The sequence below is a fragment of the Flavobacterium sp. ASV13 genome, assembly GCF_000745775.1.
GTDB lineage: Bacteria > Bacteroidota > Bacteroidia > Flavobacteriales > Flavobacteriaceae > Flavobacterium.
In genome coordinates this window covers 258,128-271,842 of sequence record NZ_JQJY01000008.1, presented here as the reverse complement: position 1 = coordinate 271,842, position 13,715 = coordinate 258,128, and the positions used below count along the sequence as shown (strand labels likewise).

General features: G+C 36.7%; 7 protein-coding genes. All 7 read right to left on the bottom strand.

All coding sequences use genetic code 11. From position 1 onward, the window contains the following. Nucleotides 1–129: 129 nt before the first annotated feature. Nucleotides 130–2,067, bottom strand: coding sequence for a glycoside hydrolase family 43 protein (locus GQ47_RS17590; RefSeq protein ID WP_035651154.1), 1,938 nt, complete (start codon nt 2,065–2,067; stop codon nt 130–132). A 31-nt stretch (nt 2,068–2,098) separates the two neighbouring features. After that, complete coding sequence (locus GQ47_RS17585; protein ID WP_238568007.1) at nt 2,099–4,660, bottom strand: alpha-L-arabinofuranosidase C-terminal domain-containing protein; 2,562 nt, start codon at nt 4,658–4,660, stop codon at nt 2,099–2,101. After that, entirely contained in the window at nt 4,660–6,030 is a 1,371-nt protein-coding gene (locus GQ47_RS17580) for a glycoside hydrolase family 27 protein (RefSeq protein ID WP_035651153.1), read from the bottom strand. The genes GQ47_RS17585 and GQ47_RS17580 overlap by 1 nt, the downstream gene beginning before the upstream one ends. A gap of 160 nt (nt 6,031–6,190) precedes the next feature. Then, on the bottom strand, nt 6,191–8,611 hold the full coding sequence (locus tag GQ47_RS17575; protein ID WP_035651151.1) for a sugar-binding domain-containing protein: 2,421 nt from the start codon (nt 8,609–8,611) through the stop codon (nt 6,191–6,193). A 131-nt stretch (nt 8,612–8,742) separates the two neighbouring features. Beyond that, complete coding sequence (locus GQ47_RS17570) at nt 8,743–10,326, bottom strand: glycoside hydrolase (RefSeq protein WP_035651150.1); 1,584 nt, start codon at nt 10,324–10,326, stop codon at nt 8,743–8,745. Between the two features lie 137 nt (nt 10,327–10,463). Further along, nucleotides 10,464–12,101 carry a glycoside hydrolase gene (locus GQ47_RS17565; protein ID WP_035651148.1) on the bottom strand — a complete coding sequence of 546 codons (1,638 nt, stop codon included), beginning with the start codon at nt 12,099–12,101 and terminating at the stop codon, nt 10,464–10,466. A gap of 1 nt (nt 12,102) precedes the next feature. Then, nucleotides 12,103–13,704, bottom strand: coding sequence for a RagB/SusD family nutrient uptake outer membrane protein (locus tag GQ47_RS17560; RefSeq protein WP_035651146.1), 1,602 nt, complete (start codon nt 13,702–13,704; stop codon nt 12,103–12,105). Nucleotides 13,705–13,715: the final 11 nt, after the last annotated feature.

Genomic DNA, 13,715 nt, shown 5'->3' with positions numbered 1-13,715 from the left:
ATTTAAAATTAATCCCTCTTTACGTAAAACCTCATTTTGTGAAAATTAATTTTTAAAGAAAAAATTATTCAAAAAAAAAAAAGCTGTTTCTACATTGTAAAAACAGCTTTTTTATAGAACTTTAAAATATTACTTTTTTAAAGCAGATATTCCACTATGCGTTGGAACAACCTGCTTAATACTTCCATCAGCATTGAACTCTAATTTATCCATGCAAACTTCGCGGTGAAAACCTCCGGCCTCACCCATTTTAATTCCAGTTGGATATGAAAAACGGTGATACGTAATATACCATTCATCTTTATTCGGAATTTGTAAAACCGAATTATGCCCAGTTGCATAAATTCCTTGATCCGGAATTCCCTGAATTACAATATTATTTTGCGGAATTTCAATTGGTCCAAGCGGTGATTTTGAAGTTCCGTATCTTACTTTATAATTCGGGCTTCTGGTATCGTCTTCGCTCCATAGGAAATAATAAGTTCCTTTTCTGTAAAACACATACGTTCCTTCTCGGAAAGTATTATCAACTTTAATCACTTTTGTACTTCCTTCTTTAAGCGAAATCATGTCATCGTTTAATTCGGCTACAGCCATATATCCGTTGCCCCAGTATAAATAGCTTTTTCCAGTTTTTGGATCTGTAAAAACGTCTGGATCAATTTCCTGACCGCCTTTAATACCTTCTGGTTTTGAGCTTACCAAAGCTTTTCCGCTGTCTGTAAATGGTCCTATTGGGTTATCTGAAGAAGCAACTCCAATTTTCTGAGCCGCTGTGAAATAATAAAAATACTTGTATTTTCCTTTTATCTTTTTCTCCACAATACATGGCGCCCACGCATTTCGGTTTGCCCAAGTCACATCTTTTTTAAGATCGATTATAATTCCTTCGTCTTTCCAATCTGTCAAATTATCTGATGAAAAGGTTTTGAAATAATAGCCCGACCAACCATCAAATCCGTCGCTTGTTGGGTAGATGTAATATTTTTTGGTTTTGTTGGAATACAGAATCTCAGGATCAGCATAATAACCTTCTAGAACTGGATTATTATTTACTTTTGGAAGTTTTTCTGGCGTTCCCCATTTTGCTGTTAATCGTTTCAATTCTGAACGTGTAATAGGTAAAATAGTTCCGTGACGCGGATTAAAATCCATTGAAATGTCATTATCGATAACGGTGAAATTCTCTAAATCTTTGCTTTTTGTAAACTGATATCTTCCTTTTGTATAAACATCATACATCAAAATATAATCGTCAGAATTGTTTAGTTTGAAAACACTTGATCCTTCAACACCATCGTTTGTTTGTTGCAGATAATTATCATTTTCTGTCCAATTTCCAGAAGTCAAATCAGTTGTTGTAGCAACTTTAATTCCTGCTTTTCCGCCTTCGGTTTTATAAAAAAGATGATACACACCATCTTTTTCAATAATGTCGCCATCGATGCAAGCTCTCTCCGATTTTGGAACAAATAATAATTTTGGTGCACTTTCTAAAGCAGTGAAATCTTTATTCGCGTAAGCGTAATAAATTTTATCTGGGCCTCCAGCATATTGCAAACTAAAGTAAATTAGATATTTTCCGGCTTTTGCGTCATAAATAGTTTGAGGTGCCCAAACTCTTTTTAGATTTTCATTTCCAGAAAAAGTCGTCTGAATATTGACAACACTACTTTTCCAGTTTACCAAATCAGTGCTTTTTAATAAAATCATGGCACGGTTGCTGTCCCAGCCTTTTGACGAAGTCATATCGGTCAAAACCATATAAAAAGTTTTGCCATCATCACCACGCAAAATATGCGGATCGCGAACGCCTCCGGTTGAGCTGATTACTTTGCTGTCTAAAACGGGTTTATTGTCATTTAAATGATAATAATGATATCCATCGGCACTTACTGCGTAACGAACTGCTTCTTCTTCGACTTTATTTCCTGTGAAATAAACAAATAAATAGGCTGTTAAATCCTTTTCAGCAATAACAGGCGGTGTTCCTTTTTGATTATTCTGAGCTTGCAAAACACTAAAAAATGACGCTAGTGCAACAAGGCTAAATTTTAATTTTTTCATTCTTTTATTCCTTTTGTTTTCTGCTTAAATATTAAAGCTTATTTGTTTTAATACGAATTACTGCAAACGAATATGGAGGCAATTCTTTTGAAAAAGCTTCTTTAACCGTCAACTTTTGCGTTGCAGGTCTTGCTGTTGTATTTTCTGGCGTACCCGTCAATACAGTATAATCAGCAGTTTCAGTCAATGGTAAATTTGTTGTTTCTATTGAAGGTGTAACCGCAACCGGAAGCACATTTACTAACTTGATAATCAATTCTCCAGAAGCATTATCTTTTACAACAGAAACTCCAATACGTTTATTAACTTCCGGATTTGCATCTGACAATTTCGTAGTACTTTCAATATATTGATTCCCCGGATTTTGGCCGTATAATTTTTGTACAAAATAATTTACTGTCGGTTTTACTTCGTCTCCGTTAAAATAAATCAAATCTGGATTCCATTGTGTATGCTTTTCTCTCGCCAATAACGGTGCATAAGAAGCCATTTCAACAACGTCTCCATTTCGTTCAACGCCAGTTAAATATAAGGCTTCCGCCAAAGCATTATAAAACTTATTACCGCGCGAAGCATATTCGCCTAAATAAACTTTAGATTTTGAACGGTCATAATTGTCGTAAAAATTTTGATTATTGATGAACCAACCCGGTGTTTGATAATAATGTTCATCAACAATTGACAACTTCAAATCATCGGCAATTTTCCAGCCTTCATTGTAATCTGTTCCTTCAAAAAATGGTCCAACGGTTCCAATTACAATTATTTCAGGATATTTTTGCTGAACCGCTTTTACGATCATTCGGTAGCGTTCTTCAAAAACATCGCTGATTAAATCTTCATTTCCGATTCCGATATATTTTAAATTGAAAGGTTTTGGATGTCCAGCTAAGGCACGTTTTTTACCCCAAGTTGTATTTACGCTTCCGTTGGCATATTCGATTAAATCTAAAACATCTTGTACATATTCGTCCATATCTTCCATCGGAATTCCGAATTGCTGTCCAGAACCTCCGTCAGATGAATTTTGACAAGGAACTCCCGCCGCTAAAACCGGAACAGCTTCAGCGCCTAAATCTTCGCAAAACTGAAAATATTCAAAATAACCTAATCCCATTGATTGATGATAGCCCCAAATGTTGCGCATTGGAATTCTGCTTTCAAGCGGACCAATTGTGTTTTTCCATTTGTAAATATTATGCAGTCCGTCACCGTGCGCCACGCATCCGCCTGGAAATCTTACGAATTTTGGATGCATATCTGCAATAGCTTCAGCAAGATCTAAACGAAGTCCGTTTTTGCGGTTTTTGAATGTTTTTTGAGGAAAAAGCGAAACCATATCAACGGCAGTTTCGCCATTGGTACTGATTTCTAAATTCGCATCTTTAACCGTTTTTGAAGATTTTAATACTACATTTATTTTCTTCCAAGTTGCTGACGGAGTCAATACGGCTTCCGCCAAAGTTTCTCCACTTGCCGATTTCAAACGAACAATAGCTTTTGAGCCTTTGGCAAAAACGCTAAAATCGTATTTTTCATTGGCTTTCAAAGCGATTCCATCAAAGCCAGAATTGCTGATATTTCCTTTAGAAACTATAGCATAATTTGGATTGTTTTGGTGAATTGGATTTTCTTTAGCAATTTTAAAATCACCGCTCCAAGCCATTGTAGCATTCCATTTTTCATCTCTTTCTTTTTTGTCGTGCAAAGCATATTCGAAATCACGATTTTGGATCAATTCTCCATACAAACCACCATCAGCAGCGTAATTGATATCTTCAAAAAAAACGCCCGTAAGCATATTGCTGATTTTTTTTGACTGCTGACCATTTATTGAAATCTGAGCTTTTACAGGTTTTAATCCGGCAAAAAGCAAGCTATCGCTTTTTGGAGAAGAATTATCTTGTTTCTCTCTAAATTTAGCCGATTCCATATTTCGGATCATATTGTCAACCAAACTCCAATCTACATGGAATAAACTTCCTTGAACAACTTCGCCTTGAATCGTGATTTCGTTTCTTAATTTTAAATCAGAATTAGCATCAATTGTTGATGGACTATAATTTTTAAAATCTTTTGTCGCACTGACATAATTTTTTCCGCTTTCGCTGAAATGAACTAAATATTGACCTTCTTTCTGACTAATCTGTACATTTGTAATCACCGATTTATCTTCACCTTTTCCAACAAAATTCTTCATTTCTTGAATGTAATTTTGTCTTCCCCAATTCACTAAATCTTTACTTTCTGAATGTGCAAAAACATTGTCTTTTACACTCCAGAAACAATGAAAAATCCCTGCATTGTCTCTAACCATAAAAGGCTCTGACATGCTTTTTCCTGTTGGTCCCCAACTTCCAAAATCAGATTTCAGAAAACTATATTCCGGACCAATTGAAAACCAGTTTTTCTGATCGGTGCTCCATGCAAAATGAAGTCCGTTTTTTCCATTATTTTTTAAAGTCGAATAGGCAAATAGATATACTTTGTCCGGTTTTTCTGTTTTCGGCTTTAAGCCAAATCCCGACAATATAAAGAGGACTGAAAAAAGTAATACTAATGCTAAAAGGCTATTTTTAAAAAATCGCATCATTATTTTTTACCTTTTAATTGATATAAAACTGAAGCATGCGCTTTTAAAACTGTACCAATTTCTTTAGAAGAAATTTTTGATTTTTCACCTGTCCACATATTCAAAACTTCAACTGAGCCTGTAAAACCAAGATCAGCAAGATTTACTGAAACATTTTGAGCTGCAACATCAGAAATATTGAACAATGCCAAATAAACACTTCCGTCTTTGGCATTTTTTGAAGTTACAGCAATTTTTCCATCTTTCTGGAAAAGTTGTTTTACTGCCGTGCTTTCATTGTGCATTTTCACCACATCTTTATTAGTCAATAATGATAAAGTAAAAGCGTCATTACTTGGCAAATCTCCACCAAAAAACAAAGGCGATTTAAAAATATTAAAGAAGGTAATTAAAGTATATTGTTCGTCTTTTGTCAAACGCGTCATTCTGTCTTCACCACGTTCTCCTCTAACCGAAATACGTCCTAGGGGAATCATATCGCAATCTGGCCATGTTCCCGGCGCAATGTATGGATACCATTTTTGAGCAACATCCATTAAATGTGTGATGTGTGGCCAAGTGTCCCAAACATCATCAACCATTCTCCACATATTTGCATGTGAGCTTACGTGTGGCGCAGCCGAAATTGGTGTTTCTCCCGGAGATGTACTTAGTACAATTTTACGTCCACATTTATCAATGGCATTTCTAATCAAGTTGATTTCGCCTTCGTGATACGGTCTTGACAAATCATCGATTTTAATAAAATCTACGCCCCATTGTGCGTACAATTCGAAAATAGAATCGTAATATTCTTGTGCTCCCGGTTTCTCAGCCACAACAGTGTAATTGTCTCTCAACCATTCGCATTGCAAAGCTGTCGAATAAATTTGATCAGCTGTAATTCCGTTTGCGCCTTTAATCGGCATTTTTTCTTCAACCGCTTTTTTAGGAACACCACGCATAATATGAATTCCGAATTTCAATCCTTTTCTATGAACATAATCTGCTAAAGGCTTAAAACCTTGTCCGTCTTTTGCAGAAGGAAAACGGTTTACTGCCGGCAAATACCTCCCGAATTTATCCATCACATAACGCGGATCTGTCTGATTGTAACCACCCGCTTTGTCATTTTCAACAAACCATCTGATATCAACTACAATGTATTCCCATCCATATTTTTTAAGCTCTTTTGCCATATAATCGGCATTGGCTTTTACTTCGTGTTCTTCTACAGTTGGCCCGTAACAATCCCAGCTGTTCCATCCCATCGGCGGTGTTTGCGCCCACTGTTTAAATTCTTCTTTTCCAAATGTTTTGGTCTGAGCATTGGCACAAATTGATACAAAAACAACTCCTAAAACCAGAGCAATTCTATTCTTAATTTTCATTATAATGTGGTTAGATGTTAATAAATGTAAAATTTACACTTCAAATATAATAAACTTTATTCGTAAAATGCAATTAACCTGCCTGTAAACCAAAAATACAGACAGGTTAATTGAAAAATTAAAATAACTAACTAATAATTCTCTAACTTAGAAAATGCCTTTATTTCACGTTAATTGTCACTTCTACAGGTTTTAACCATTGACTTGTAAACGTAACTTTGATTGGTTGCGCATCGCCAGTTGCCTGAATGTAAGCTGCAATATGTCCATGAAAAACTCTTTGTACATTGTCTGTATAATCGGTCATGTCGCTGTTGTTTCCAGCTTCAAGTCCTAATAAAATTCCAGGTCCGCTGATTTTGCAAGTCACTTCATTGTCTGAAAGCATAACTGGAAGACCATTTTGATCTTTTACCTGAACCATGATTTTAGCTACTCCTTTATCTTTGCTGATTGTGATGTCTTTTTCAGCAATTGTCAATTCAACCGGCTGTTGTGTTGAATTGATTGCATAACGGCTCACTTCTTTATCATTTGCATCTAAACCAATTGCTTCTAATTTTCCTGAAGCAAATGGAATATCCCAATAAATAATTCCGGTTTTTTCGTCGTATGATTTCGTTTCTCCAACTACTTTTCCGTTCAATTCTAAACGTGCTTTTGCAGCATTTGTATAACAAACTACGCGGATTTTTTGCCCAACTTCGTAATTCCAAATTGCCCATGCATCTTTAGAAACATCTTTCTCATTTGTCAACGGATAAGTTCCAACGTATGCCATTGGTTTATCTGACCATAATGACTGACGGAAATATCCTCGAGGCTTAATTACGCCAGCAAAATCAACTAATCCAGAATAAAATCCTCTTGAAGGCCATCTTCCCGATTCTCCTAAATAATCAATTCCTGTCCATAAAAACTGACCGAAGATATGTTTGTTGTTTTTAACTGCTAACCAAGGTTCCATATCGTGAACGTTCTCACTTCCGTAAATAACTCTTTTGGGATATTTTGCGTGATCTGACTGATATTTACTCTCAGTATAATTGTACCCTGTAATGTCTAAAGCTCCTGGATATTCCGTTTCGTTAGACATGGCAACACCTGCTAAACCAGCTGTTGTAGGACGCGATTTATCGTATTTTTTAACTGCTGCAACTAAACGTTTTGCGATTGCTCCAAGACGCATTGCATCTGGTGCGTCTGGTTTATAACCTCCATAAGCCGCTTGTCCAAAACCGTCTTTCCCTTTATCCAAAACTGGGTGTGAATATGGATCATTTGGATAATCAACTTCGTTACCAATACTCCATCCGAATACTGAAAGGTGATTTCTGTCACGACGAACAAAATCTTCTAGATCTTTTTCTGCATACTCTGCAAAAATATCGAAAGAACCTTGGAAACCTGGAGTTCCATAGTTCCAACCTTCAAGCCATTTACGTTTTGGGAATTCCCATTCGTCATAAGCTTCGTTTAAAACCAATATACCTAACTCGTCGCAAAGTTCATAGAAATCTGGCGCTTGTGGATTGTGGCTTGTACGGATGGCATTTACGCCAATTTCTTTCAACGTTTTTAATCTTGTTTTCCAAACTTCTCTTGGAACTGCCGAACCTAAAACTCCTGCATCATGGTGCAAACAAACACCTTTCATTTTCATCCATTTTCCGTTAAGGGCAAAACCATTATTTGGATCGAAAGTGAAATCTCTAAAACCAGTTTTCGTTACTGCTTTGTCAATTTCTTTTCCGTCTTTTAAAACTGTAGTTTTCAGTTCGTATAAATTCGGGCTATCTAAATCCCATAATTGTGGATTTTTGATATTTATTTTAGTCGAAATTTTTCCACTTTGTTTAGCAGCAACTTCAATTTTAGAAGAAGATTTTGCTACTGATTTTCCATCTTTTGAAAACAATTCGTTTACAACTGTCAAAGATGATTTTGCTGAAGAACCGTTCTCAACATCAACCTCAACATTTAAAGTTCCTGCTCCTTTTTTCACTTCTGGATAGGCATAAACGCCCCATTGTGCAATATGCACCGGATTTGCGTACACTACCCAAACATTTCTATAAATTCCTGATCCGGTGTACCATCTTGAATCGGCACTTTGGCTGTGGTCAACGCGAACAGAAATTGTATTTTCTCCACCGAATTTTACGAATTCTGTTGCATCATAAGCGAAAGAAATATATCCATTTGGACGTTTTCCTAATGAATGTCCGTTGATGAAAACTTCACTTCTGTTGTAAACTCCTTCAAAATACAAATACACTTTCTCGCCCGATTTGCTTTGCGGAATATTGATTGATTTTCTGTACCAAGCAATGCCGCCCGGCAAATAACCTTGACAACTCGCTAAAGTTGGACTCAATTGTCCTTTTACGCTCCAGTCGTGAGGCACATTTACATTTTGCCATTTGCTGTCGTCAAAAGTGATGTTTTTTGCATCTGGCGTTTCCTGAAGATTGAACTTCCAATTGTCATTGATTTTCTTTGAATCTCCAAACGATATCTGACTGCTCGCCGACAGACACGAAAAGAGTAAAACTGGTAAAATGATTTTTTTTGTAAACATTTCTTTTTAAGGTTCTAAGTTGCTAAGATTCTAAATTTCTAAGCTTTTCTATTAATATGTTTTTTTGTTTCAGGTTTCAAATTTCAGGTTCCTTCAAACATGAAACCTGAAACTTGAAACTAATTTTATCTTTATTGAAACTCTCCCACAAACGTCACAACTGATTTTGCAGGGATCTCTAAGTTATCAATTTTCTGAATTTCCGCTCTTTTTAAATTTGAAGTTTCAGATGTGATGTACGGTGTAAACTCATTATTTTTCAACGCACCTTTTGATAAATCGAACTTGTATTTTTGCGCTGATTTTCCACAGTTTACCGCAACCACAATCAATTTTTTGTTTTGCACATCTTTGTAAGCTGTCAACATTACATCATTTGCAGCGTCTAGTTCATTTTGATTTGGAACATCAACTCTTTGCATTCCCGGACGAACAAAAAGTGAATAATTTCCTAAAGCCCAAAGCAGTTTTGAATCGTGAAATTCTCCATCGTTTCTAACATAATTTGGCTCCGTTCCGCCTTTGCTTTTTCCGTCATCCAAATAAATCAAACCGTCTTTATAATCGACTCTCGTTATTGATGTCCACCATTGCCAAGAAGCGGCGTTTGCAACAGCAATATCATTATGAATCAAACGTGCCACAAATAAAGCGGTTTGCATTCCTAAATCTCTTCCGCCACCTGAACCGCCCGGAATTTCATTTTCTCCCGGATTCTCTAAAATACAATATTCAGACTGCCAATACTTTAAACCTGGATTTCTTTTTATTTCCGCAGCAATTAATTTTCTGCTTAAAACTTGTCTTTCAACCGGCCATGTTGTAAAATAGCTATGACCGAGAATAACATTCTTTACATTGGAGAATTTCGAAACGTTTGTTTTAGTTTTTCCAAAGAAAAAATCAATCTGATTATCGCGATTTTCTTTATTTACATTTTCATACAAATAATCAATCTGAGCCGCTTCAGCAATTACAATTTCAGTATTCATTTTGTTAGCTTTCAGTTTTTCTGAAAGTGATTTGGTCAAATCATAAATTTCCTCATTCGTTGCCGGAGTTCCTTCCTGACTGTTTGTATCGCCATGTTTTGGCATCCATTCCCATTGCGGTTCATTTATCGGACTAACATAATCGAATTTTATTCCTTCTTTTTTCTCCAGTCCCTGAATACTTTGAACTAAGAAATCGGCAAATTTTGGAATTGCACCATCTTTTAGATTCAGTTTATTCTTTTGAGAAGCAAAAGACAATCCGTTATTGGTCATAAAAACCGGCGGACTGTTTGTAAAAATCAGGAATTTTTCGACACCACGTTTTTTAGCTGCCTGCAAAAACCATCTTTGACCTTCTTGTTTAGAGAAATCATAAGTCCCGTCTGCATTTAAGAAACATTCGCTTCTTCTCCATTCGTCAGAAACTTTGCTGTTTTCACCTTGTTCTGTACTTCCTGCACCAAGATTGAATCTCCAGATCGAAAGTCCAATTCCTTTGGGATTTCCCTGCGCATCGATTTCTTTACTGAAAAGCAAATCGGCAATGGCATTCTTTTTTTGTTCTGGCCAATTTTTTCCCACAAACTGAGTTCTCCACGCATCAGAACCTCCAAAACCGTCCATCGTCTGAACAACTTTATCTGTACTGATAATGGCAGTTCGTTGCGCAAATGACAACGAACCTATTACCAGAAAAAGTGAGATATATACTTTTTTCATTTATTTTTTATGTTTTTTTAACCGCAAAGACGCTATCCCGATAGCTATCGGGATTCGCAAGGTGCGCTAAGTTTAAAACAAGCTTTGCGAGCCCTTGCGTTTTTTCTTTGCGACCTTTGCGGTTAAATTTTTTATTCTTATTTATAATTCCCTACATAAGTCACAATCGACCTAGCCGGAATTTCTAAACTTCCCGCATCAACAGCAGCTCCTTTCTTCAAACTTAAAGTTTCGGAAGTTGTATAAGGAGTTAATTTACCGTCTGTCAAAGCTCCTCCTGCCAAATTCAATTTATAGGCTTTCGCCGATTTGCTGATGTTTACCGCAACAATTACCAATTTTTTAGTAGCTGCATCTTTGTAAGCGGTTACCATTACATCATTCAAAGTTGTTGCATTATCCACACTCGGAATTTGAACTCTTACCATTCCCGGTTTTACGAAAAATGAAAAATTTCCTAAAGCCCATAATGTTTTTGAATCTCTGATGTAACCATCATTTTTACAATAATCAGCATTTCCAGCTCCGTTGCTTGCATTATCATCAACATGAATCAAACCGTCTTTGTAATCGCCACGGCTAATTGCTGTCCACCATTGCCAAGAAGTTACACCTCCAAGAGCAATATCTGTACTGATAATACGCGCTGTCCAAAGTGCAAGCGGCATTCCTAAATCTCTTCCTGCTCCTGCTCCACCAGGTAATTCTGCAGTTCCCGGACTTTCTAAAACACAATATTCAGAAGACCATAAACTTACTCCGCCAACCGACTGAATTCTTGAAGCAGCTTGTTGTCTTGACGAAACCATTTCGCTCAAAGGCCAAGCTTGCCAGTAACTGTGTCCAGAAATGGTTTTCTTAACATTACTCAATCCAGAAATCTTTTTTGTTGAATTAGAAGCAAAGAAATAATCAATTTGATTGGATCTGCTTTCTTTTCCTGAAACTGTTTTGTACAGCGATTCATAAGATCCCGCTTCTCCCACAACAATCTGCGCACTAAGTCCTTTTGACTGTAATTTTGGGGATAAAACATTTACAAAACTGTAAATATTTGCATTTGTAGCAGGCGAACCTTCCTGTGCAGAACCATCCCATTCGTACTGTGGTTCGTTAAACGGACTCACATAATCGATTGTTAAACCGTGTTCTGTTTTTAATTTTTCTAATGAAGTAGCCCAGAAATCAGCCAATTCTGGCATTTTTCCATCTTTCAGATTGTAAAATTCTTTGATGCTCGCATGCGCTTTTCCATTTTGTGTCAAGTAAACTGGTGCGCTATTGGCGAAAGCCAATAATTTTTCAACACCACGTTCTTTTGCCGCTTTCATGAACCAAACCTGACCAGCTTGTTTATTCATATTGTAGCTTACGCCATCTGTCGTAAAACATTCGGTGCGCCTCCATTCATCTGTAATATCACTTGCGTCGCCTTGTTCAGTACTTCCTGCTCCAAGGTTAAAACGCCATAATGATAATCCGATACCTTTAGGATTTCCATCGGCATCAACTTCTTTACTGAATAATAAATCGGCTATTTTATTTCTTTTATCCGAAGGCCAATTTTTTCCAATAAAATTAGTTTGCCAAGCATCAGAAGCTCCAAAACTTTCCATTGTCTGAAGATTCATATCCAAATTCACATTCAATTCGGCAACCGGATTTTCAGAACCTGAATTATCCGATTTTTCAGAGTCGCAACCCACAAAAAGTGAGCTAGCGAAAAGCAAGCCTGCACACAGCAGACTTACTTTATTTTGATTAACAAATTTCATCTTAATAACCAGGATTTTGTGTGATTAAACCGCCGCTCAAGTCAATTTCCAACTGAGGAATTGGCCATAATAAATTTTTCGCAGGATTAAAATTGATTCCTTTATCCTGAGGTTCTCTCAAGTTTGTCGTTTCGTAAGGATCTGTTGAACTCAAGTTGTATTTAACAAAAGTTCCGTTTGGTCCCATTAAAGATTCGATTACTGGTCTTCCTGTTGTTGGATCTTTTTCACGACGAATATCATACAAGCGCAATCCTTCGAAAGCCAATTCCAAACGACGCTCTTTGTAAATTTGTCTCAATAAAGTTGGTCCCGAAAGCCCTGTTTTTGGATCTAATTTTACACGCGCTCTGATGATGTTGATATCTGCCAAAGCATCTCCGCTAGTATGATAGCTTGCTTCTGCTCTTGTCAAATACATTTCTGCCAAACGAATCAATGGAATATTTAATGGCAAGTGACCATCTTTTTTATCTAATGAACGGCGCGTTGCAATTGGAATATAATATTTACGGCAAATACGTCCTGATTTATTATCATTCAAACTGAATTTATGAGTTGGGTTTAAAACCTCATCACCGTAAGCAGCTTCTCCCCATTTCGTAATGGTACTTCTACGACGGATAACATCATTTTCAGATAAATATGCATTTTCTAAATCACTTGTTGGCATACACCATCCCCAACCGTCAAGAACATCAGCAGCATCATTGCTAGGGAAATTCTTTTTATCTTCGCCTCTTGCTCCAGCTAAAGTTGGCAATGCAGAACCCAAACTTTTATCTTGAACTGATGAAGATTGCGCTTCAAGAATTGACTCCACTCCGTTATGATTGTTTACATTCCAGATGTTCAAGAAATCAGCTTCAAGAGCATAAGGGCCTTCTGTAATAACTTTATTTGAGTATTGTTTTGCCTCAGCCCATTTTTCCTGGAACAAAGACACACGAGCCAATAAAGCATAAGCCGCCCATTTGTTAATTCTTCCGTTTCTGTTAACTGGAATCGTTTCTAATTTTGCAGCCGATTCTTTAAGATCCTTTTCAATTTGTGCATAAACCTCTGCTGCTGAATTACGCTTTAAAGTCAAATCGCCAGTTCCAAGAGATTTTGTATACACCGGAACTCCTCCAAAAAGGTTTACCAGCTCATAGTAGCAATAGGCTCTTACGAAAAGAGATTCTCCCATATACTGATTTTTTTGAGCTTCGGTAAGTGGCGATGCAGCCATTTTCTCCAAACCAAGATTAGCCGATTGGATCGTGTAAAAATGCGCCGTATAAATACTATTCATATCACCCATATTGTCAGGTGTAATGATGTATTGTGAACATGGTCTGTGCGCACCGCTGTCCTGTCCTGTATTACCCATCCAGGCATCATCTGTTGACATTTCGTTGGTTACTCTTGGCGCAACTAAAGTCCACCAGTCATTCGGAATTAATAATCTGCGTGTTAACTCGTTTGCGTAATTTTCACACTCTTGTGCTGTCTGAAAATAATTTTCTAAGGTTTGTGTTCCTCTTTCTTCTTTTTCAATAAAATCGCTGCAAGAAACTGCTAATAGAGAAAAAGTGATTAATGATACTATTATTTTTTTCATGATCGTTTTTA

Bases quoted from the DNA above. Each gene is read 5' to 3' on its own strand.
- GQ47_RS17590 (WP_035651154.1), bottom strand. From the start codon at position 2,067: ATGAAAAAATTAAAATTTAGCCTTGTTGCACTAGCGTCATTTTTTAGT.
- GQ47_RS17560 (WP_035651146.1), bottom strand. From the start codon at position 13,704: ATGAAAAAAATAATAGTATCATTAATCACTTTTTCTCTATTAGCAGTT.
- GQ47_RS17580 (WP_035651153.1), bottom strand. From the start codon at position 6,030: ATGAAAATTAAGAATAGAATTGCTCTGGTTTTAGGAGTTGTTTTTGTA.
- GQ47_RS17575 (WP_035651151.1), bottom strand. From the start codon at position 8,611: ATGTTTACAAAAAAAATCATTTTACCAGTTTTACTCTTTTCGTGTCTG.
- GQ47_RS17570 (WP_035651150.1), bottom strand. From the start codon at position 10,326: ATGAAAAAAGTATATATCTCACTTTTTCTGGTAATAGGTTCGTTGTCA.
- GQ47_RS17565 (WP_035651148.1), bottom strand. From the start codon at position 12,101: ATGAAATTTGTTAATCAAAATAAAGTAAGTCTGCTGTGTGCAGGCTTG.
- GQ47_RS17585 (WP_238568007.1), bottom strand. From the start codon at position 4,660: ATGATGCGATTTTTTAAAAATAGCCTTTTAGCATTAGTATTACTTTTT.